Raw genomic sequence first — 20,593 nt, 5'->3', positions numbered from 1 at the left:
AGGTCAGGGGCGTACGCGGAGTGTTCGCCGCCGCGTGCGTCGCGACCGTCGTTGGCCGCACAACCGTCGGACCGGATGCCCCGGAATAGACGAAGCCCCTGGCGCAATCGCGCAAGGGGCTCTTGCACAAAGATGCTACCCGAGGAAGCGAGGCATGACCGAGGTGGCGACTTCCGACCAGTTGCTGGTGGTCATCGACCCGGTCGCCCGCCGGACCGACGGCGAGTCCGTACGGATCGCGAAGGACGTGCTCACCGCGGGCGCGGCCGCGAAGGTGTGCCTGCCCGAGGGGCCCGAGGAGTTCGCCCGCGCCCTCGCGCGGCGGGGTTCGCGGCGCCCGGTGGTGGTCGGCGACGACCGGGCGCTGCTGCGGGCGGTGTCCGTGCTGCACCGGCGGCGGGAGCTGGCCGGATGCGCGCTGTCGGTGGTGCCGGTCGGGGGCGCCGTGGCCCTGTCCCGCTCCCTGGGTCTGCCGGCCGGCGCGGTGGCGGCGGCGCGGGCGGTGCTCGACGGGGCCGAACGGCGGCTCGACCTGCTCGTCGACGACAGCGACGGGGTCGTGCTCGGCGCACTGCGCATTCCGCCGCTCGGGCTGCGGGAGGCGCCGGCGGGCGCGACGGCGGTCCCGGCCGGGGCGGCCGGCGGGCCGCACCACCCGTGGCTGAGGACGTGCCAGTCCCTCGTCCGGACCTGGGTGACCCGCCCGGCCCGGCCGACGGCGCTCGCCGGGCCCGGGCCCGCCCGGCTGCGGGTGGAGGTCGACGGAGTGACGCTGATGGATCTGGACCATCCGGTGGAGGCGGTGTCGGTCAGACCGGGCGCGCGCGGGGTGGCGGAGGTGGAGGTCCGGCCGCTGTCGGTGGGTGCGGAGGCGTCGCCGGTGCTGGCCGAGGGGCGGACGGTGACCGTGTCGGGGGCGGACTTCCGCTACCGGGCCGACGCGGTCGTCTCCGGGCCGGTCCGCACGCGGACGTGGACGGTGCGGGAGGGCGCCTGGTCTCTGACGCTGCCGGCGACGTCGTGAGGCCGCCGCGGTCGGGGGCCTGGGGAGCGGCCCGTGGGGTCACTCCTGGCCGAACGTCTTCTCGCGGTGCTCCCGCCAGCGTTCCATCATCGCGGCGATCTCGCCGTCGACGAACTCGAAGAAGGCCAGCGTCTCGGCCAGGCGCCGGCCCGCCGGCGACCCCGGGCCTAGGCGGTCGACGCCCTCGCGCAGGGCGTGCTCCCAGCGCTTCAGCACCGCGTCCCGGTTGGTGAGGGCCTCGTACCACTGGTTGCTGTGCACGCGGTAGCGCTCGCGCCGGGAGCCGGGCTCACGCTCGCGCGAGACCATGTGCTGCTGCGCGAGGTACCGCACCGCCCCGGAGACGGCGGCGGGGCTGACCTGGAGCTGTTCGCCGAGCTCGGCGGAGGTCAGCGAACCGGAGTCGCTGGACAGCAGCGCCGCGAACACCCGGGCCGGCATCCGCTGCATGCCGGCCTCGACGAGCTGCGCCGCGAACCCCTCCACGAACTGGGAGACCGCCTCGGGATCCCGCCGGGCCGCGCCCGCTTCCGTCATCGCCGTTCCTCTCCGCCGCCGCTTCCGCCCGCCCCGCCGCCGGGCACCGGGCACCGGGCACCGGCCACACCGTCGACCGGCCCTGCGGCCCCGTCACCGCCGCCGTTCCGCCCGGCCGCACCGGCACGGTCCGGTCCTCTCCGAGTCTATCCGCGCTTTACTCCGTTCCTTAACTTCACAAGTTTCTGAAAGTGGCGTAGCTTCTGAAGCATGATGAAGGCCGACCTCGCCGTCGAGGTGTCCGCACTGCACAAGTCGTTCGGCAGGACCCGCGCGCTGGACGGGCTCGACCTGCGGGTCGGGACGGGCGAAGTCCACGGCTTCCTGGGGCCGAACGGCGCCGGGAAGTCCACCGCCATCCGGGTCCTGCTCGGTCTGCTGCGCGCCGACGCCGGCGCCGCCCGGGTCCTGGGCCGCGACCCCTGGAGGGACGCGGTGGACGTGCACCGCCGGATCGCCTACGTCCCCGGCGACGTGACCCTGTGGCGCAACCTGTCCGGCGGCGAGGTCATCGACCTGTACGGCAGGCTGCGCGGGGGCCTGGACCGGCGGCGCCGCACGGAACTGGTCGAGCGGTTCGAACTGGACCCGACGAAGAAGGGGCGGACGTACTCCAAGGGCAACCGGCAGAAGGTCGCCCTGGTCGCCGCCTTCGCCTCCGACGTCGACCTGCTGATCCTCGACGAGCCCACCTCGGGCCTCGACCCGCTGATGGAGGGGGTCTTCCGGCGGTGCGTGGAGGAGGAGCGCGAGCGGGGCCGGACGGTCCTGCTGTCCTCCCACATCCTCAGCGAGGTCGAACAGCTCTGCGACCGGGTGAGCATCATCCGCAGGGGCCGGACCGTGGAGAGCGGCTCGCTCGCCGACCTGCGCCACCTCACCCGCACCAGCGTCGTCGCCGAGCTCGCGGCCCCGCCCGACGGGCTGGCGCACCTGCCCGGCGTACACGGCCTGGACGTACGGGGGAACCGGGTCCGCCTCCAGGTGGACACCGGCCGGCTGGACGAGGTGCTGCGGTCACTGACCGCGTCCGGCGTACGGTCGCTGACGTCGACACCGCCGACGCTGGAGGAGCTGTTCCTGCGGCACTACACCGGGGACACCGCCGAGGAGACCGCCGGCGACCCCGCCGAGGGCGCCGCCGGGGACAGCACCGCCGGGGTGACCCGATGACCGCCACGGCCCTCCCGGCGCGCACCTGCGGAAACCGCCACCTGGCCGGCACGTGGACGCTGCTGCGCCTCGCGCTGCGCCGCGACCGCGTCCTCATCCCCGTCTGGGTCGCGGTGACCGCCGTGATGGTCCTGTCCATGCCGAGCACACTGGACGGTCTGTACAGCACCCCGGCCCAACGCGCCGACCTGGTGCGCCAGATGGCCACGAACAGCTCACTGCGCGCGATGACCGGCCCGGTCTTCGGCGACTCGCTGGGCGCCCTGACGGCCTGGCGGGTGGGACCGTACGCGGGGATCCTCGCGGCCGTGACGAGTCTGCTCGTCGTCGTCCGGCACACCCGTGACGAGGAGGAGAGCGGACGGCAGGAGCTGCTGTCGTCCGGGAGGGTGGGCCGCCGGGCGCCCCTGACGGCGGCCCTGCTCGCCGCGGCCGTCGCGAACGCCGCCCTGGCCGCGCTGATCGCCGTCGGCCTGGCCGCGCAGGGCGCCGCGGGGGCCCTGGCCCTGGGGCTCGCGGTGGCCGGCGTGGGCATGGTCTTCGCCACGGCCGCGGCGGTCATGGCCCAGCTCACACAGAGCGCCCGTCTGGCGCGGGGCCTGACGGCGGCCGTGCTGGGCGCCGCGTTCGTCCTGCGCGCGGCGGGCGACGCGTCGGCCGGGGCGGGCACGTCCCGGGCGCCCGGCACGGGGGGAGGCTCGCCGGTGCCGACCTGGCTGTCGCCCCTCGGATGGCTGGAGAACGTACGGGCCTTCGCCGGTGAACGCTGGTGGGTGCTCGCCCTGTTCGCCGCGGCGACGGCGGCCCAGACGGCGGTCGCCCACGTGCTGGCCGGGCGCCGGGACACCGGGATGGGCCTCCTGCCGACCGCGGCCGGACCGGCGCAGGGCGGGATCGGGACGGCGGGGGCGCTGGCCTGGCGCCTGCAGCGGGGCGCCGTCCTCGGCTGGAGCGCCGGCTTCCTCCTGGCGGGGGCCGTCTACGGCGCGATGACGGAGGGCGCGGCCGAGCTGGTCGGCGGCAACGACCAAGCGCGCGAGATCTTCGAGCGGATGGGGGGCCGGGCGGGCCTGACGGACGCGTTCCTCGCCTCGATGACGGGGATGTTCGGCCTGGTCGCCGCGCTGTTCGTCGTGGCGTCCGTACTGCGGCTGCACGCGGAGGAGACGTCGGGGCGGGCGGAGCCGGTGCTGGCCGCCCCGGTGGGGCGGACGCGGTGGGCCGCGGGCCACCTGGTGATCGCCTTCGGCGGCTCGGCCTGGCTCATGGTGCCGGCCGGTCTCGGCCTCGCCGCGGGATACGGCGAGCAGGCCGGGCCGATCCTCGGGGCGTGCCTGACGCAGGTGCCCGCGGTGTGGGTGATCGGCGGTGTCGCGGTCCTGCTGTACGGCGTGCTGCCGCAGGGCGCGCCGGCGGCGTGGGGCGTGGCCGGGGCCGTCCTGCTCATCGGCTGGGTCGGCCCCGCCCTGGACGTCCCGCAGGCGGTGCTGGACGTGTCGCCGTTCGGGCACCTGCCGAAGCTGCCGGGCGGGCCGATGCGGTGGGGGCCGGTGGGCGTCCTCGTGGCGCTCGCGGCCACGCTGACCGCGGCGGGCCTCGCGGGGCTGCGCCGGCGGGACCTGACCGGCTGACCGCACCTCAGCCGGTGGTCACCTTCAGCTCCCGCAGTCCCCGGATGACGAAGTTCGGCTTCCGCTCCGGCTCCGCCACCGGAGCGAGCGCCGGGGCCCGCTCGAGCAGGGCTGCCATCGAGGCGGCCAGCTCGATGCGGGCCAGTGGGGCTCCGATGCAGTAGTGGATGCCCGCGCTGAAGGAGATGTGGGGGTTGTCGGCGCGGGCGAGGTCCAGCCGCCCGGGGTCGGTGAAGACCGCCGGGTCGTGGTTGGCCGAGCCGAAGAGCATCGCGATCTCCGCGCCCCTCGGGACCGTCGTGCCGCCGATCTCGATGTCGTCCAGGACCCAGCGCTCGAAGAGCTGCAGCGGGGTGTCGTAGCGCAGCAGCTCCTCGACCGCGGACCGGATCAGGGAGTGGTCGGCCCGCAGCGCCGCCAGCTGGGCGGGGTTGCGGAACAGGGCCCACCAGCCGTTGACGGTGGCGTTCACCGTGGCCTCGTGGCCGGCGTTGAGCAGCAGGGCGGCCGTGGAGATCATCTCCTCTTCGGTCAGCCGGTCGCCCTCGTCGTGGGCCGCGATCAGGCCCGAGATCAGGTCCTCGCCCGGCTGCCCGCGGCGGGCGGCGATCAGGTCCCGCAGGTAGTCGGAGAACTCGGCCGACGCCCGCACCGCCTTCGCCGCCGTCTCCTCTGACGGGTTCAGCTCGTACATCCCGCAGATGTCCGCGGACCAGGGCCGCAGCCGGTGCCGGTCCGCCTCGGGGATGCCCAGCATCTGGGCGATGACCGCCACCGGGAGGGGCTCGGCGACGTCCGTCAGCAGGTCGCCGCCGCCCTCGGCCACCAGCCGCGCGGCCAGCTCGTCCGCCAGGGCGTGCACGTACGGGCGCAGCCGCTCCACCGTCCGCGGCGTGAACGCCTTCGACACCAGGCGCCGGATGCGGGTGTGGTCCGGCGGCTCCAGGTCGAGCATCCCGTGGTCGTTGAGGACGTGGAACGGTTCGTGCGCCGGGTCGGGCGGCGTACGGCCGAAGTCCTCGTGCGTGAACCGGTGCCGGTAGGTCCGGCCCAGCCGCCGGTCGCGCAGCAGGGCCGAGACGTCCGCGTGGTGCGGGACCAGCCACTGGTCGGTGGGCTCGTAGTGGACGACCCGGCCGCGGGCGCGCAGCTCGGCGTAGACGGGGTACGGGTCGGCGACGAACGCCGGGTCCCAGGGGTCGAAGACCTGCGAGAGCTCCCAAGCTGCCATGGACGGACGCTAGCCCGGCCCGCCCCCGCCCGGCCAGGGGTTCCGGCGGACGGGGCGGGCCGGGCCGGAGCGCGGCCCGGTCAGCCGGGGGTGACCAGGCGGACCTCGTAGGCGAAGACGGCGGCCTGCGTCCGGTCCCTGAGCCCCAGCTTGACCAGGATCCGGCTGACATGGGTCTTGATCGTGGACTCGGCGACCACCAGCCGCTCGGCGATCTCCGCGTTCGACAGCCCCTGCGCGATGAGGACGAGCACCTCGGTCTCCCGCTCGGTCAGGTCCCCGTACGCGGCCTGCGCGGTGGGGGCGAGGCGCGGGGGCCGCGCCAGCCTGGAGAACTCCGTGATCAGCCGCCGGGTGACCGAGGGCGCGAGCAGCGCCTCACCGGCCGCGACCACCCGCACCCCGTCGGCGAGCTGCCGTGCCGAGGCGTCCTTGAGCAGGAACCCGGAGGCCCCCGCCCGCAGCGCCTGGTACACGTACTCGTCCAGGTCGAAGGTGGTCAGCACCAGCACCTTCGCGGTGCCGTCCGCGGCCACGATCTCCCGGGTCGCCTCGATACCGTTCAGCTCGGGCATGCGGATGTCCATGAGCACCACGTCGGGGGCGAGTTCACGCACCCGGTCGACCGCCTCCCGGCCGTTGACGGCCTCGCCGACGACCTCGATGTCGGGCATCGCGTTCAGCAGGACCGAGAAGCCCTCGCGCACCATCATCTGGTCGTCCGCGACCAGGACGCGGATGGTGCCCGGCCCACCGGGCGTACCGGCCGTGCCGCCGGTACTGCTCGTGCCGCCCGGGCGAGACGTGCCGCTCGTGCCGCCGGTCATCCCCCGTCCCCTTCCCCGTCCGGGCGCCCGACGGCGGCGGCGACCGGCAGGAACACCGCCACCTCGTACCCGCCGTCGTCCGCCGGGCCCGCCGTCATCTCGCCGTCCAGCATGGAGACCCGCTCGCGCATGCCGGTGATGCCGTGCCCGGCACCCGGCGAGGGCTTCACCAGGGACGGCTGGGGGGCCGGGCCGTTCACCACGCGCAGGCCCAGGCCGCCCAGGACGTACCCGAGCTCGACCCTGGCGCTCGCCCCGGGCGCGTGCCGCAGCGTGTTGCTCAGCGCCTCCTGGACGATCCGGTACGCCGACAGCTCCACGCCCTGCGGCAGTTCGCGCACCGCGCCGGTCACCACCTTCGCCACGTTCAGGCCCGCCTCCCGCACGTTGTCCAGGAGCGCGTCCAGGTCGGCGAGCGTGGGCTGCGGGGCCTCGGGGGCCTCGTAGTCCTCCGCGCGCACGACGCCGAGCACGCGACGGAGCTCGGTGAGCGCCGCGACCGCGTTCTCCCGGATGGTGGCGAAGGCCTTCTCCAGCTCCGGCGGCGGATTCTCCACGCGATAGGGGGCCGCCTCCGCCTGGATGGCGACCACGGACATGTGATGGGCCACCACGTCGTGCAGCTCACGGGCGATCGTGGTGCGCTCCTCCAGCAGGGTGCGGCGCGAGCGCTCGTGCGCCGTCACCGTCTGCTGGGCCGTCACCTCCCGCTCGGCGAACCGGCGGATGTGCCACACGGTCACGGCCAGCAGGACGAACGCGGCGACGACCATCATGGGCGCGGCGTCGCTGCCGTAGTAGCCCGTGCCGAAGAGGGCGGTGACGAAGGCCGCGAAGGCCCCGGTGAGCGCCCACATCCACACCGCCGTGCGCGGCCGGGTGCGTATCGCCACGACGGTCACGACCGTCAGATGGGAGACGAAGGCTCCGGGCGGCCACGGCCCGGCGCCCCAGGACGAGCCGAGGGCGCCGACGATCGCCGTGGACAGCAGCGACGCCCAGAAGGCCCCGACCGGGCGGACCAGGGTGAGCAGCACCGGTGCCAGGACCAGCAGGCCGCACACCCCTGCCGCCAGGCCGCCGCCGCTCCCCCACGCGACGAGCATGGCCAGCAGACCGGCCGCCACCACCAGCGTGTGCGGCATCCAGGCCGCGTACTCCCGCGCGCGTCCGGACAGCCGCCCGCTCCACGTCCCCTCCAGGTTCCGGCGGGGCAGCGGACGAAAGGCGAAGGCGTCGTGGAACAGGTCCTCCCGCAGCCCGCGCAGGGCGTCGGCGGCCAGCCGGAACTCCGGGCTGCGCGGCTGGTACGGACGGAACGCGTCGTCCGGCGTCGTCTGCGTCTGCGTCGTCTCGGTCACGCCGAGAACCGTAGGGGCAGGCGGGGTGCGCGGTCGTCACCAGTGAGGTGGGTTTCCCGGCGTCCGTCTCAGGTACTACGGGGAGAACGGACGGTGGCACCCGAGCCGGCGGGGCGTGCGGCGTGCAGGCGGGGTGGCACCCGAGCCGGCGGGCCGGCGGGGCGAGCCCGCCGGCCGAGTCCGCCCGCGCCCCGGGGCCGCCCGCCGCCGTTCACCACGCCAGCTGGGCGATCTCCTCCGCCACCACCGCGCAGGCGTCCGCCGCCGGGTCGATCAGCGGGAAGTGGCCGACGTCCGCCAGCAGCGTCAGGCCCACCACCTCGCCGGCCTTCGCCGCCGCATCGGCGTACGACTCGGCGACCAGCGCCGGCACCACCACGTCGGCACGGCCCTGGACGAGGGTGGTCGCGATGCCGGTGGGGAGCAGCAGCGCCGGGTCGGCGCAGCCACGGCGTCCGCCGTACTCGTCCGGTCCCCCGAGGAGCTGGAGCGCCGCTCCGCCGCAGACGTCCAGCTTCTCGGCGACGGCGAAGTCGGCGATCGGCGCGAGGGCCACCACACCGCGCAGCGGGGCGGGGCGGTCGGTGCGCCAGGGCGCGTCCGCGGGGAGGACGTGCCGGGCGGCCGCCCACAGGGCCAGATGGCCGCCCGCCGAGTGGCCGGTGATCACCGTACGGCGTGTGTCGGCCTGGGGCAGCGCCTCCCGGACCAGCGCGGGCAGGGCGTCCAGCGCGGCCGCCACGTCGTCGAACGTGTCCGGCCACCGGCCCGCGACCGGGGCCTCGCCCTCCCGGGCCGTGGCGGCGCCGCGCCGGTACTCGACACTGGCCACGGCGAAGCCGCGCCGGGCCAGGAAGTCCGCGAACGGGCTGATGTGGCGGCGGTCGTACAGGGCCCGCCAGGCACCGCCGTGCAGCACCACCACCAGCGGGACGGTGGCGGCGGGCGCCGGGTTGGCGCCGCCGGCGCGCGGGGCGTAGAAGTCGATCACCTGGTCGGCGTGTTCGCCGTAGGGGGCGGTGGCGTCCGGGGCGACCGGCGGGTGCGAGAGGGCCGACTCCTCCTCCGCGGCGGCCCGCGCCGCGGCGTCCCGGCCGGTCGTGTGCTCCGCTCCGGCGGCGTCCCTGGCCGCCGCCGTACCGCGGGCGGCGGTGTTCTCCGGTTCTGCGGCGGCGTCCGGCATGCTCCAACCTCTCAGCTGCGTCAAGGAATTGGCGGACCAGATGTGTGTTCGGCCGTTGGCCGGGACGGTATCAGGCGCATGACGTGCGCGAACACGGGGATGTCACGCACGGTGAGGGACGTCGGGGCGGGCTTTCGCCACGTTCGCGGCAGCGTGCGCCACGACGGGGGGATGCCCGCCGCCGCGTGCGCGACGACGGAGGGTACGCCCCCGGCAGCGTGCGCCACGGCGCGGGCAGTACGCCCCCGCCGCGTGCGCCACGGCGGGGGCGTCTCCTACGAAGGGGCCGAAGAGCGTGCCGGCGCCCCTACGCCAGGATCTCCCCCAGCACCCGGGCCGCCCGTTCCACGTCGGCGAAACCGACGTACAGCGGGGTGAAGCCGAAGCGGAGCACGTCCGGGTGGCGGAAGTCGCCGACCACGCCGCGCTCGATCAGCCGCTTCATCACCTCCGCCGCGGTCGGCCCGCCGCCCTGCCCGGACGAGGGCGGACAGCGCAGCGCGACCTGGCTGCCCCGCTCGGAGTGGGCCGCCGGGGTCAGCGACTCGACCCGCCCCGCGGGCACGTACGCGGCGACGCACTCCAGGAAGAAGTCCGTCAGCGCCAGGGACTTGGCCCGCACGGCCTCCACCGGGACGCCGTCCCACACCTCGAGCGCCGCCTCCAGGGCGAGCATGGACAGGATGTCGGGGGTGCCGACCCGGCCGCGCACGGCACCGTCGGCGGGGGTGTAGTCCGGCCGCATGCCGAAGGGCTCGGCGTGGGAGTTCCAGCCCGGCAACGGCGAGTCGAAGCGGTCCTGCAGCTCGCGGCGGACGTACAGGAACGCCGGTGAACCCGGTCCGCCGTTCAGGTACTTGTAGGTGCAGCCCACCGCCAGGTCGACGCCGTGCGCGTCCAGGCCCACCGGCAGGGCCCCCGCGCTGTGGCACAGGTCCCAGACGACGACGGCCCCCGCCGCGTGCACCGCGGCCGTGAGCGCGGGCAGGTCGTGCAGGCGGCCGGTGCGGTAGTCGACGTGGTTGACCAGCACCGCGGCCGTGCGGTCCCCGAGGACCCCGGGAACCACCGCCGGGTCGGCCGGCCGCAGGGCGCAGCCCGTCAGCCGGGCGGCGGACTGCGCGATGTACCCGTCCGTGGGGAAGGTGGTCGCGTCGACCACGATCTCGTCCCGGTCGCCGTCGCCCGCCTCCCGGGCCATGCGCACCGCCGCCACCAGTGCCTTGAAGACGTTGACGCTGGTGGAGTCGCCGACCACGATCTGCCCGGGTCCCGCCCCGACCAGCGGGGCGATCCGGTCGCCGATCCGCTCGGGCGCGGTCCACCAGCCCCCCTCCTCCCAGGAGCGGATGCGCAGCCGCCCCCACTGGCGGCGGACGACGTCGGCGACCCGGTCCGGGACGGCCGCCGGCAGCGCGCCGAGCGAGTTGCCGTCGAGGTAGGTCACGTCGTCGAGGACGAACCGGTCCCGCAGGGCGGCCAGCTCGTCGTCGGCGTCCAGCTTGCCCGCCCGGGCGGTGAGGTCCCCGGTCGGGGCGGTCGTCTCAGACATGGGACCTCGCCGTCCACAGCTCGGGGAACACGTTCTTGCGGGCCCGCTTCTCCAGCCAGGCCACGCCGGCGGAGCCGCCCGTGCCCGCCTTGGCACCCATGGCGCGGCGGGTGGCGACCAGGTGGTCGTTGCGCCAGCGCCACACCAGCTCGGCGACGTCCGTCAGCGCCTCCCCGAGGCGGGCGAGCTCGTCGGCGCCGTCCGCCCGGTAGACCGCCGTCCAGGCGGCCTCGACCTCCTGCGACGGCTCGTAGCGCTGCGAGACGTCACGGTGCAGCACCGCGTCCGGGATCGCGTGTCCGCGCCGGGCGAGCAGGCGCACCACCTCGTCGTAGAGGCTCGGCTGGTGCAGCGCCTTCTCCAGCTCGGCGTGCACGCGCGGCGCGCCGCGGTGCGGGACGAGCATCGACGCCGACTTGTCGCCGAGCAGGAACTCCAGGCGCCGGTACATCGCCGACTGGAAGCCGGAGCCCTCGCCGAGCGCACCGCGGTAGGAGTTGAACTGGGCCGGGGTGAGCTGGCCGAGCGGCTTCCAGGAGGCGTTCAGCGCCTCCAGCTCGCGCACCGACCTCTTGAGCGCGGCGACGGCCGTCGGGACGTCGTCCGCGCGCAGGGCGTCGGCCGCGGTCTCCCACTCGTGGACGATGACGGTGAACCACAGCTCCATCACCTGGGTGGTGACCAGGAAGACCATCTCCCCGGGATCGTCGGAGAGGGGCTGCTGGAGGTGGGTGAGCACGTCCGCCTTGACGTAGTCCTCGTACGGCGTCGTGCCTTCGAAATCGAGATGCGGGGTCTCGGGCTCCTGAGCCTCGTACGACGCGTCGGACGGCGTCTGCGCCGCCGCCGGTGACGACGTCTCGTACGACCGGTGAGCCTGTTGGGACATCGCTGTCTCCTGCATGAACTCCGGGTAGCGGTCCGCCCCTGCCGATGCCGGCACGGGGGCCCCGGTCCCCACCGGCATCCTGCGCACCGCCCGCGCGGACCGCAAGGCCCGCCCGGCGGCGCGGCCGGGTCCCGGTGCAGGCCCGGGACCCGGCCGTCCGGATCAGCCCAGCGTCTGGGCCGCCGTCTCCGAGGAGTCCTTCAGGAACTGCGTGCAGCGCGCGTACTCCTCCTGCTCGCCGATGGCCTGCGCGGCGCGGGCCAGGGCGTGCAGGGCGCGCAGGAAGCCGCGGTTCGACTCGTGCTCCCAGGGGATGGGGCCGTGGCCCTTCCAGCCGGCCCGGCGCAGCGCGTCCAGACCGCGGTGATAGCCGGTGCGGGCGTAGGCGTACGACTCCACGGCCGCGCCCCGCTCGAAGGCGTCGTCGGCCAGCTGCGCCCACGCCAGCGACGACGCCGGGTGCCGGCCCGCGACCTCGGCGGGCGGGGTGCCCTGGGCGAGGAGTGCGCGGGGCTCCGGGTCGTCGGGGAGGTGGGTGGGGGGCGGGCCGCCCAGGAGGTTCTCGTGAATCGTCATGGGTTCAGTGTGCTGCATGCCCCGTGGGGCGGAACGGGGCGGCTCCTCACGCCGGTGGTCCTCCCCCGGCGGCGGCGTCCGGCCCCGCGCGGCCGGCGGCGCCGTCGGGCCCCGCGCGCCCGGGCCCGGCGACGCCGTCCTCCAGCGGCGGAGCGGTCACGCAGCCGTGTGTGCGGCACTCCGGGTGGGGGCACCGCGGGCTCGGCCGGCGGACCGTGGCGAAGGCCAGCACGGCCCCCGCCACCAGCACGCCCGCGCACAGCGGCATCGCCCGCCGGAACGCGGCGTCGAAGGCGCCCGCCGACCGGTACGCCTCCGGCCCCATCCCCGTCAGCAGCGGCAGCGCGGCCACGGCGATCAGGCCGGCCGCGCGGGCCGCCGCGTTGTTGACCCCGCTGGCCAGGCCCGCGCGGCGGGTGTCGACGGAGGCCAGGACGGTGGCGGTCAGCGGGGCGACCAGGGTGACCATGCCGGCGCCCATCACCAGCACGGCCGGCAGGACGTCGGCGAGGTAGGTGGCGCCCTCGCCGGCCCGCGTCATCAGCAGCATGCCCGCCGCGCACAGCAGGGGGCCCACGGTGAGCGGGATCCGCGGGCCGACGCGCTCGGCGAGGGCGCCCGAGCGGGCCGACAGCAGCAGCATGAGCACGGTGGTCGGCAGCAGGGCGGTGCCCGCCTGGAGCGCCGAGTAGCCCACGACCACCTGGAGCTGCAGCGCGGTGAGGAAGAAGAAACCGCCGAACGCCGCGTAGACGCAGAGCGTGACCAGGTTGACCGCCGTGAACTGGCGGGAGCGGAAGATGTCCAGCGGCAGCATCGGGTCCCGGCGGCGCCGCTCCCACCCCACGAACGCCACCCCCGCGAGCACGCCCGCGACGGCCGTCACCACGACGCCCGGGGAGCCGCTGCCGGCCGCGATGAGCGCGTACGTGACCAGGGCGAGGGACAGGGCGCCGAGCAGGGCGCCGACGACGTCGAAGCGGCCGTGCACCGAGCCGCCCGAGGACTCCGGGACGTGCCGGACGGCGATCGGCGCGCAGAACAGCGCGAGCGGGACGTTCAGCAGGAAGACCCAGCGCCAGCCGGGACCGTCCACCAGCCAGCCGCCCAGGAACGGGCCGACGGCGGCGCCGATGCCGCCGAACCCGGACCACAGGCCGACCGCCCGGGCCCGGTCGTCCGGGTGGAAGGAGGCCTGGATGAGTGCGAGCGAGCCGGGCGTCAGCAGGGCGCCACCCACACCCTGCAGGGCCCGGGCCGCCACGAGGACGCCGGGGTGCGGGGCCAGTCCGCACAGCAGGGAAGCGGCCGCGAACCAGACCACCCCGACGACGAACACCTTGCGACGGCCGAAGGCGTCCCCGAGCGCGCCGCCGAGGAGGATCAGACCGGCCAGCGTCAGCAGGTAGGCGTTGACGGTCCACTGCAGGACGGCGAGGTCCGCGTCGAGGTCGCGGCCGATCCGGGGCAGGGCGACGTTGACGACGGTGGAGTCCAGCAGCACCATGCTCGAACCGAGCACGGTCGTCAGCAGGATCCACCTCCCCCTGGGGGAGCCGAGCCGGACGGCGGGGGCCTGCTGGGCGACGACGGCCATAGGGGAAATCATCCCGCGCCGGCCGGATCACGACCAGCGCGGCGACCCGCAAGGGCCCGGCGCCGTCACCGGCACCGGGCCCGGTCGTCACCGGCCGCGGATCACTTGATCTTCGAACCCGCGGAGCGGAGGTGGCCGCAGGCCTGGACGACGCGCTGCGCCATCGACGCCTCGGCCGACTTGCCCCAGGTGCGCGGGTCGTAGGCCTTCTTGTTGCCGACCTCGCCGTCGACCTTCAGGACGCCGTCGTAGTTGCGGAACATGTGGTCGGCGATCGGACGCGTGAACGCGTACTGCGTGTCCGTGTCGATGTTCATCTTCACGACGCCGTTCTCCAGGGCGGTGCGGATCTCCTCCTCCGTGGAGCCGGAGCCGCCGTGGAAGACGAAGTCGAACGGCTTGCTGCCGGGCGGCAGGCCGAACTTCTTCGCCACGCCCTCGTTGAGCTCCTTCAGCAGCTCGGGACGGAGCACGACGTTGCCCGGCTTGTACACGCCGTGGACGTTGCCGAAGGACGCGGCCAGCAGGTAGCGGCCCTTCTCGCCCAGGCCGAGGGCCTCGGCGGTGCGGATCGCGTCGTCGACCGTCGTGTACAGGGAGTCGTTGATCTCGTGGGAGACGCCGTCCTCCTCGCCGCCGGTCGGGGTGATCTCGACCTCCAGGATGATCTTGGCCTTGCGGGCCTGCTCCAGCAGCTCCTGGGCGATGGCGAGGTTGTCGGCGAGGGTCTCCGCGGAGCCGTCCCACATGTGCGACTGGAACAGGGGGTTGAGGCCGGCCGCGACGCGCTTCTGGGAGAGCGCGAGCAGCGGACGCACGTACCCGTCGAGCTTGTCCTTCGGGCAGTGGTCCGTGTGCAGCGCGACGTTGACCGGGTACTTCTCGGCGACGACGTGCGCGAACTCGGCCAGGGCCACGGCGCCGGTGACCATGTCCTTGTTGTACTGACCGCCCAGGAACTCGGCACCACCGGTCGAGATCTGGACGATGCCGTCGCTCTCCGCCTCCGCGAAACCGCGCAGGGCCGCGTGCAGGGTCTGCGAGGAGGTCACGTTGATGGCCGGGTAGGCGAACTCGCCTGCCTTCGCCCGGTCGAGCATCTCGTTGTAGACCTCGGGGGTTGCGATGGGCATCTGTCCGCTCCTCGTATGTGCGGGTGCTTCTTGCGTGCTGAAGGCCCTGACCTAGGGGGTGACGTCCTCGTCGGCCCCATCTTCGCAGACGACGCCGGTCGTCTTGGACACCGTGTCCGGTCCGTGGATGAAGGGTGACGGCCGGGCCCGGTCCCCCGGCCGGCCGGGGGACGGCTAGTCGAGTCCCAGCTCGTCCTTCGCGTACGCGTACAGGTACGGCACGCCCGCACCCTCCTGGATCTTCTCCGCCGCGCCGGTCGCCCGGTCGACGATCGTGGCGACGGCGACGACCTCGGCGCCCGCCTCGCGCACCGCCTCCACCGCGGTGAGCGGGGACCCCCCGGTGGTGGAGGTGTCCTCGACGACCAGCACCCGGCGGCCCCGGATCTCCGGGCCCTCGACGCGGCGCTGCAGACCGTGCGCCTTGGCCGCCTTGCGCACCACGAACGCGTCCAGTCTGCGCCCGCGGGCCGCGGCGGCGTGCAGCATCGACGCGGCGACCGGGTCGGCGCCCATGGTCAGGCCGCCGACCGCGTCGTAGTCGAGACCGGCGGTCAGGTCCAGGAGCACCTGCCCGACCAGCGGCGCGGCCTCGCCGTCGAGGGTGATGCGGCGCAGGTCGACGTAGTAGTCGGCCTCCAGACCCGAGGAGAGGGTCACCCTGCCGTGCACCACGGCCTTGTCCTTGATCTGCTGCAGCAGCGCGCCGCGGGGGTCCGGCGGGGTTACGGCGTTGACGTCACTCATGCCAGTCAGCTTACGGGCGGCGCCAGGACCAGGTCGTCGTGGCCTCCAGCGGCTCCAGCGGCGTGACCAGGCGCGGGAGGGTGTTCAGGCCGTTGGGGGGACCGGTCTGCGGCTCCACGCACACGGCGGCGTCCTGCTCGTCGTAGACGACGACCCACTCCTCGGGGCTGGTCACTCTCAGCTCCAGCTGCCCGGGCCAGGTGAGCGTGACGTCGACACCGCCGGGCATGCCGAAGCAGTCGTCCCAGGGGCCCGGCTTGGGGTCTAGGCGGTGGCCGGTGGGCAGGTGGTCGTCGCCGCGCTCCTCCTGCCAGGCGGGGGCGAAGCCGATCCGCACGTCCTGGCCGCCGAGGGTGCGCCGGAACCACGGGTGCCAGCCGATCTGGGCGGGGAAGGAGGACTCGTACGTCTCCACCGCCATGGCCAGCGTCAGCGCGTCCTCGGTCAGGGTGGCCACCTGGGTGACGCGGCCCGGATAGGGCCAGGGTGCGACGAGGTCGTAGGTCATGACCGCCTCGGTCGGCGTGGTGCGGGCCGTGCGCCAGGCGCTGTCACGGGCGGTGCCGTGGATGGCGTGCGGCGGGGAGTTGAGCGGCATCTGCTGGACTGTGGCGCCGTCGAGGAAGCGGCCGTCGCGAATGCGGCCGCACCAGGGAACCATCGGGAAGCAGCCGAAACGCTCCCCCTGGCGCAGCAGCTCGACGCCGCCGACCCGGAGCCCCCCGACACGCCCTCCGTTGCCCGGCTGCAGGGTCACTTCCGCGTCGCCCGCGGTCAGCGTGATCTCTTCGTTGCTCACGCGACGAGGCTACTGGGCCGATCAAGAGCGCGTTCGGTGTCCCGGTGGCTGTGGCGCGAACACGCCCCGCTCAGCGGCGCCGCCGCAGCACGCGGGCCAGCACGATCGCCGACGCCACCACGACCGCCGCGGCCGGGGCGGCCCAGCGCAGGGCGGGGCTGGTGGAGACGGTCAGCGGCGCGGGAACGGGGGCGTAGCGGCCGCGCGGTGGCGCGTGGTCGACCTCCTCCGCGCTGCGCCCGATCATCGTCCGCCGCGCGTGCGCCGCCTCGGCGGGCGGCTCGGCGGCGTCGGCGAAGTCCTCGGAGGCGGGCCGCGACGGCTCGCCGTCCCCGTCCCCGCCGTCCGGTTCCTCACCGCCGTCGCCCCTGCCGCCGTCCTCCGCGTCGTCGTGGGCGTCGTCGGCGTCGGCGTCGGCGAGCGGGTCGAGGGAGGGCGGCGGCACCTCGACGTCGAAGACGGAGGTGCGCTCGGCGGCCGCGGCGGACCCGGCCCCGGGCTCCCCGTCCGCGTCCTGCGCCCCGGCACCCTCCGGCTCCCGCCGGCCGACTCCGGGACCGGGCTCCTCGGCCGACGTGCCGGCTCCGGATCCCGGCTTCCGGGCGGCCTGGGCGTCGGTCGGCCCGGCGCCGCCCTCCGAGCCCCGGGACGACCGGGCAGCCTCGCCTTCGGACAACGCGCCGACCCCGCCCTCGGCGGCCTCCGAGCCCTCGGGCGGGCGGGCGGTGTCGCGTCCGGACGGTCCGGCCGTGGCCGCTGTGTGGTCCCCGTCCGGCATCGGTGCCGGGGAATCGCCGGCGTCCGGCGCGGCGTCGAACTCCCCGGTCGCATACGGGGCGAAGTCCGCGGTTTTCCGGGACTCGGCGGCCCCGGGCGTTCCGGCGGGGGCGGCGGCGCCGGCCGGCCCGGTGGCCTCCCCGTCCGCGGCGGCCGCCGCGGACGGCGGCCCCGACGGGGCGGTGTCCGCGAGCCCGGCCGCCAGGTTCTCCGCGAAGCGGTTCAGCAGGCGGATCACGGCGGAGCGCACCGTGTCGGCCGGCAGCGCGGCGACCCTGCCGTCCGCCGTAGCGGTGCCGCCGAAGGCCAGCGTCGCGCCGCCGCCGGTCTCGTGGACCCGGAGTGTGAGGGAGAGACGGGCCGTGCCGGTGCCGCGGGACTCGGCGGCCTCGGCCTCGACCGTGCACGCACCGTCGTCGCGCCGGGAGAGCCGGAGCGTGCCGCGGTAGGTGATGGAGTGACCGCCGACGCGCAGTCTCAGGCGCCCGGCGACCGGCCCGCCGTCCCCGCTCACCGTTCCGCCGCCCGGGCCGTCCTCCCCGGCGGCCGCGTCCCGCTGGAACCCGGGGACCGCCCGGGCCACGCGCGCGGGATCGGCGAGTGCCTCCCTCAGCGGCGGGGCCGGAACCGGAACGAACACCTCGTGCTCCATGTCAGCCGAGGGTACCCAGTGGTGCCGGGTCGTACCCCCGCTCCCGCACAACTCGCCCCCTGCCGCACCGGCGTCACCGCGGCCCCACCCGGCAGTGGCCCGGCTCGACGTGTCGGTACCGGACGGCGGGCCCGTTCGCGCCCGCAGCCAGGATGCCGCCACCCGCCACCCGCCACCCGCCACCCGCAGCCTGCACGGCAACGCACAGCAACGTTGCGTCAGCCGGTGTAGCGCGGGTGGACCAGCGTCGACGGCGGCAGCCCCGCGAGGCGGGTGCGGGCGGCCGCGCGGGCGTCCTCGGCGAGCCCGGCCGGGCTGAGCGTGCGCGGAGGCGGCGCCCCGGGGTCCAGGCGCAGCGCCGGGGCCGTACGGGCGGCCAGGACGAACCCCCAGTCGCGGGGCGGGCGCAGGGCGGCGCCCGCCGTGCGACCGGGCCCGGCGTCGGCGCCCGCGTCGGGGTCGCCGACGCGGTACACGGCCGTCCGCAGACCGGCCGCCCGCACGGTCGACTCCACCGTCCAGAAGACGCGCGGGCGGGAGGAGACGGGGCCCGCGTGCACCGCGAGCCGCCCGCCGCGTGCCAGCGCCCGCCGGGTCAGGCCGTAGAACTCCTGGGCGTACAGCTTCGTGCTCGCCGTGATGCCCGGATCGGGCAGGTCCCCGATCACCACGTCGTACGTCGCGGGCGGCACCTCGCGCAGCCAGCCGAAGGGGTCCGCCGTGGTCACCCGCACGCGCGGGTCCCGGTAGACGTGCCCGTTGAGCCGGGACAGCGCCGGGTCGGTCCGTGCCAGCCGCACGACGTCCGCGTCGGGGGTGACGACGTCCACCCGGCGGACGCCGGGGTGGCGCAGCACCTCGCGCGCCGCGAGACCGTCGGCGCCGCCGAGCACGAGCACGCGCGTGTGCGGGCCGGCCATCGCGGGGTGGACGAGCGCCTCGTGGTAGCGGCGCGCGTCGCGGCCGACCCGCAGCCGCCCGTCCACGTACAGGTGCAGGGGGCGGCCGCGGGTGCCCCCGGTGAGGACCACTTCCTGGACGCCGCTCTCCAGAGCCACGCGGACGTCCGTGCCGTACACCGCGTGCCGCGCGGCCCGTTCGAAGTCGCCGGCCAGGGCGGCGGCCGAGGCGAGCAGGCCGAGCACGACGACGTTGGCGACCAGCAGCAGCCGGCGGGTGCGCGGGCTCAGGTCCCGCCGGAACAGCCCGAGGACCAGGGCGCCGCCGGCGACGACGTTGACCGCGCCGGTCAGCAGCGCGCCGGTCAACTGGCCCAGCATCGGGAGGAGGAGGAAGGGGAAGGCCAGGCCGCCGACGAGGGCGCCGACGTAGTCCGCCGCGAACAGGTCGGCCACCGCGCCGCCCGCGTCCTGGCGCCGGATGCGCTGGATCAGCTCCATCAGCAGGGGCACCTCGGCGCCGATCAGCAGCCCCATCGTGAGGGAGAAGGCGACCAGCAGGAAGCACGGTCCGTCCGCCCACAGCCCGCCCCAGTCGCCGGTCCAGGCGAACACCGCGTACAGCACCATGGCGCTGCAGCCGCCGGTCAGGGCGAGCACCGCCTCGACGGCGCCGAAACCGGCGGCGGCGAACCGGCGCAGCGGCTTCGCGGCGAGGGAGCCGATGCCCATGGCGAACACCATCACGGACAGCACGACCGACGCCTGGGTGACCGAGTCGCCCATCAAGTACGAGGCCAGGGCCACCAGTTCCAGTTCGTAGACCAGTCCGCAGGCCGCGCAGACGAACGCCCCCGCGAGGACGAGGAACCGGCCCGCTCCAGGCCGGACGGGCAGTCTCGCCGGGGTGCCGCGGGCCGGCGCCGGACCCGGCGGCACCAGGCCGGGCCGGGCCGTGCCTCGTGCGGCCGTGCGGGGCGGGGCCGGGGCGTGCGGTTCGATCACGACTGCGACGTTACGTCACCGGTGTGGCACGCTTCGTCACCCACACGCGTGGAACCGGAACGCGCGCAGGTGCGAGCCCGGGTGCGCGCCCCGGCGGGGAAAGGCCGGACGGCTCACCACCCGTCGGCGGCCGCCGCACGTGAACGGGCCCCCACCTTCGTCCGCGTCGCCACCAACTGCCCGTCCTGCGGGTAGGCGTGCCAGGTGCGCCAGTGCACCTGGCCCCCGTGGCGCTGCGCCAGCATCGCGGTGAACGCGTGCGGACTGCCGGGGAAGACGCCGGCGAGCCCCCGGGGGTGGTCGGAGACGAGGGCCAGCAGTTCCTGGGCGCGGCCGGCGAACGATCCCGGCGAGAGGACCTCGACGCGGGCGGCGAACTCGTACTCCCAGTCGTCGGTCCGTTTGGCGACCCCGAGCGGCAGCGGGGTCCTGGAGCCCGGCATGCACGCCACCGTCTCCGAGCAGGCGCCCCGCCCGTCCTCCATGAGCACCTGGTGGGAGGCGCCGAGCACCCTCAACTGCAGTTTCGCGTCAGCCAGTTCGAGGTCCAGCGTCGCCAGCGCGGGCAGCGGCTCGCGCCCCAGGGCCCAGGCCAGGTCGGCCGCACGCGTGTCGGTGTAGGAGGTGTTCAGGGTCGTGAGCATGGATGGGCTCCGCTGGCACGCAGAAAGACGGGGAGACAGGGACCGGCGCACCGCGGTGGGCGCGGGGAGGACAGCCCGGTCGGCCCAGCGCGGGAGACGTGTGTGCGGGACGTCCCCAGGGGGCTGCGTCGGCGTTTTAGAGGGAATCATGAACAGTGGGGCCGCCACAGCCTTTTTACCCAACTTGGTGGGCTTTCCATCCTTCAGAGGGCTCGTCAGTTCAACTGTTCAATGCCGGAGGGGGACACGGCGGGGGACACCGCGTGCGAGCACCGCTCGGGGGCGCCCCCGGGAGTCGACTCCCGGGGGGCGCCCCCCCCCGGCCTAACGAAAGACAAACAAAGAAAAACACTAAA

Annotated in this window: 18 protein-coding genes; 3 read left to right on the top strand and 15 right to left on the bottom strand. The window is 75.2% G+C overall.

Going from position 1 to position 20,593, the window contains the following annotated elements:
* The first annotated feature begins 154 nt into the window (after positions 1-154).
* On the top strand, positions 155-1,024 hold the full coding sequence (locus ACWDNY_RS14500; protein WP_451646075.1) for a diacylglycerol kinase family protein: 870 nt from the start codon (positions 155-157) through the stop codon (positions 1,022-1,024).
* 39 nt (positions 1,025-1,063) lie between these two features.
* On the opposite strand, the gene ACWDNY_RS14495 is transcribed toward ACWDNY_RS14500, so the two are convergent.
* Positions 1,064-1,561: a GbsR/MarR family transcriptional regulator gene (locus ACWDNY_RS14495; RefSeq protein WP_451646074.1), complete on the bottom strand. Its 498-nt coding sequence runs from the start codon at positions 1,559-1,561 to the stop codon at positions 1,064-1,066.
* Positions 1,562-1,771: 210 nt separating this feature from the next.
* On the opposite strand from ACWDNY_RS14495, the gene ACWDNY_RS14490 reads away from it, so the two are divergent.
* Entirely contained in the window at positions 1,772-2,734 is a 963-nt protein-coding gene (locus ACWDNY_RS14490) for an ABC transporter ATP-binding protein (RefSeq protein WP_451646073.1), read from the top strand.
* The gene (locus ACWDNY_RS14485) at positions 2,731-4,365 is read left to right on the top strand and encodes an ABC transporter permease (RefSeq protein ID WP_451646072.1); all 1,635 of its coding nucleotides are present in this window, start codon (positions 2,731-2,733) and stop codon (positions 4,363-4,365) included. Before ACWDNY_RS14490 ends, ACWDNY_RS14485 begins: the two co-directional genes overlap by 4 nt.
* A 7-nt stretch (positions 4,366-4,372) precedes the next feature.
* Here the strand turns inward: ACWDNY_RS14485 and ACWDNY_RS14480 are convergent, their stop codons facing one another.
* The 14 genes from ACWDNY_RS14480 to ACWDNY_RS14415 form a co-directional block, all read right to left on the bottom strand.
* Entirely contained in the window at positions 4,373-5,596 is a 1,224-nt protein-coding gene (locus ACWDNY_RS14480) for a cytochrome P450 (RefSeq protein ID WP_451646071.1), read from the bottom strand.
* Positions 5,597-5,676: 80 nt separating this feature from the next.
* On the bottom strand, positions 5,677-6,423 hold the full coding sequence (locus ACWDNY_RS14475) for a response regulator (protein ID WP_451646070.1): 747 nt from the start codon (positions 6,421-6,423) through the stop codon (positions 5,677-5,679).
* On the bottom strand, positions 6,420-7,784 hold the full coding sequence (locus tag ACWDNY_RS14470; RefSeq protein ID WP_451646069.1) for a histidine kinase: 1,365 nt from the start codon (positions 7,782-7,784) through the stop codon (positions 6,420-6,422). Before ACWDNY_RS14470 ends, ACWDNY_RS14475 begins: the two co-directional genes overlap by 4 nt.
* 211 nt (positions 7,785-7,995) lie before the next feature.
* Positions 7,996-8,967, bottom strand: a complete 972-nt coding sequence (locus tag ACWDNY_RS14465) for an alpha/beta hydrolase family protein (RefSeq protein ID WP_451646068.1) — start codon at positions 8,965-8,967, stop codon at positions 7,996-7,998.
* A 307-nt stretch (positions 8,968-9,274) separates the two neighbouring features.
* The gene (kynU, locus tag ACWDNY_RS14460) at positions 9,275-10,519 is read right to left on the bottom strand and encodes a kynureninase (RefSeq protein WP_451646067.1); all 1,245 of its coding nucleotides are present in this window, start codon (positions 10,517-10,519) and stop codon (positions 9,275-9,277) included.
* The gene (locus ACWDNY_RS14455; RefSeq protein WP_451646066.1) at positions 10,512-11,408 is read right to left on the bottom strand and encodes a tryptophan 2,3-dioxygenase family protein; all 897 of its coding nucleotides are present in this window, start codon (positions 11,406-11,408) and stop codon (positions 10,512-10,514) included. Before ACWDNY_RS14455 ends, kynU begins: the two co-directional genes overlap by 8 nt.
* Before the next feature lie 162 nt (positions 11,409-11,570).
* Complete coding sequence (locus ACWDNY_RS14450) at positions 11,571-11,984, bottom strand: DUF3151 domain-containing protein (protein WP_451646065.1); 414 nt, start codon at positions 11,982-11,984, stop codon at positions 11,571-11,573.
* Positions 11,985-12,030: 46 nt separating this feature from the next.
* Positions 12,031-13,581 (bottom strand): MFS transporter, encoded by a 1,551-nt coding sequence (locus ACWDNY_RS14445; RefSeq protein ID WP_451646064.1) that lies wholly within the window; start codon positions 13,579-13,581, stop codon positions 12,031-12,033.
* Between the two features lie 101 nt (positions 13,582-13,682).
* Positions 13,683-14,714: a class II fructose-bisphosphate aldolase gene (gene fbaA / locus ACWDNY_RS14440; RefSeq protein WP_451646063.1), complete on the bottom strand. Its 1,032-nt coding sequence runs from the start codon at positions 14,712-14,714 to the stop codon at positions 13,683-13,685.
* 174 nt (positions 14,715-14,888) lie between these two features.
* Complete coding sequence (pyrE, locus tag ACWDNY_RS14435; RefSeq protein ID WP_451646062.1) at positions 14,889-15,461, bottom strand: orotate phosphoribosyltransferase; 573 nt, start codon at positions 15,459-15,461, stop codon at positions 14,889-14,891.
* Positions 15,462-15,471: 10 nt separating this feature from the next.
* Complete coding sequence (locus ACWDNY_RS14430; protein ID WP_451646061.1) at positions 15,472-16,260, bottom strand: aldose epimerase family protein; 789 nt, start codon at positions 16,258-16,260, stop codon at positions 15,472-15,474.
* Between the two features lie 70 nt (positions 16,261-16,330).
* On the bottom strand, positions 16,331-17,689 hold the full coding sequence (locus tag ACWDNY_RS14425; protein ID WP_451646060.1) for an SRPBCC domain-containing protein: 1,359 nt from the start codon (positions 17,687-17,689) through the stop codon (positions 16,331-16,333).
* 218 nt (positions 17,690-17,907) lie between these two features.
* A complete protein-coding gene (locus ACWDNY_RS14420; RefSeq protein ID WP_451646059.1) occupies positions 17,908-19,593 on the bottom strand; it encodes a polyamine aminopropyltransferase in 1,686 nt (561 codons plus the stop codon).
* Positions 19,594-19,706: 113 nt separating this feature from the next.
* The gene (locus ACWDNY_RS14415) at positions 19,707-20,237 is read right to left on the bottom strand and encodes a DUF2617 family protein (RefSeq protein ID WP_451646058.1); all 531 of its coding nucleotides are present in this window, start codon (positions 20,235-20,237) and stop codon (positions 19,707-19,709) included.
* Positions 20,238-20,593: the final 356 nt, after the last annotated feature.

It is taken from the genome of Streptomyces sp. NPDC003697 (genome assembly GCF_053587115.1).
The sequence above is the reverse complement of the archived record's forward strand: the minus strand, read 5'-3'. Positions and strand labels throughout refer to the sequence as shown.

Coding starts and splice junctions, on each gene's coding strand:
- fbaA (WP_451646063.1), bottom strand. CDS start 14,714: ATGCCCATCGCAACCCCCGAGGTCTACAACGAGATGCTCGACCGGGCG.
- ACWDNY_RS14455 (WP_451646066.1), bottom strand. CDS start 11,408: ATGTCCCAACAGGCTCACCGGTCGTACGAGACGTCGTCACCGGCGGCG.
- ACWDNY_RS14465 (WP_451646068.1), bottom strand. CDS start 8,967: ATGCCGGACGCCGCCGCAGAACCGGAGAACACCGCCGCCCGCGGTACG.
- ACWDNY_RS14415 (WP_451646058.1), bottom strand. CDS start 20,237: ATGCTCACGACCCTGAACACCTCCTACACCGACACGCGTGCGGCCGAC.
- ACWDNY_RS14480 (WP_451646071.1), bottom strand. CDS start 5,596: ATGGCAGCTTGGGAGCTCTCGCAGGTCTTCGACCCCTGGGACCCGGCG.
- ACWDNY_RS14485 (WP_451646072.1), top strand. CDS start 2,731: ATGACCGCCACGGCCCTCCCGGCGCGCACCTGCGGAAACCGCCACCTG.
- ACWDNY_RS14475 (WP_451646070.1), bottom strand. CDS start 6,423: ATGACCGGCGGCACGAGCGGCACGTCTCGCCCGGGCGGCACGAGCAGT.
- ACWDNY_RS14490 (WP_451646073.1), top strand. CDS start 1,772: ATGATGAAGGCCGACCTCGCCGTCGAGGTGTCCGCACTGCACAAGTCG.
- kynU (WP_451646067.1), bottom strand. CDS start 10,519: ATGTCTGAGACGACCGCCCCGACCGGGGACCTCACCGCCCGGGCGGGC.
- ACWDNY_RS14495 (WP_451646074.1), bottom strand. CDS start 1,561: ATGACGGAAGCGGGCGCGGCCCGGCGGGATCCCGAGGCGGTCTCCCAG.
- pyrE (WP_451646062.1), bottom strand. CDS start 15,461: ATGAGTGACGTCAACGCCGTAACCCCGCCGGACCCCCGCGGCGCGCTG.
- ACWDNY_RS14450 (WP_451646065.1), bottom strand. CDS start 11,984: ATGACGATTCACGAGAACCTCCTGGGCGGCCCGCCCCCCACCCACCTC.
- ACWDNY_RS14425 (WP_451646060.1), bottom strand. CDS start 17,689: ATGGAGCACGAGGTGTTCGTTCCGGTTCCGGCCCCGCCGCTGAGGGAG.
- ACWDNY_RS14445 (WP_451646064.1), bottom strand. CDS start 13,581: ATGGCCGTCGTCGCCCAGCAGGCCCCCGCCGTCCGGCTCGGCTCCCCC.
- ACWDNY_RS14500 (WP_451646075.1), top strand. CDS start 155: ATGACCGAGGTGGCGACTTCCGACCAGTTGCTGGTGGTCATCGACCCG.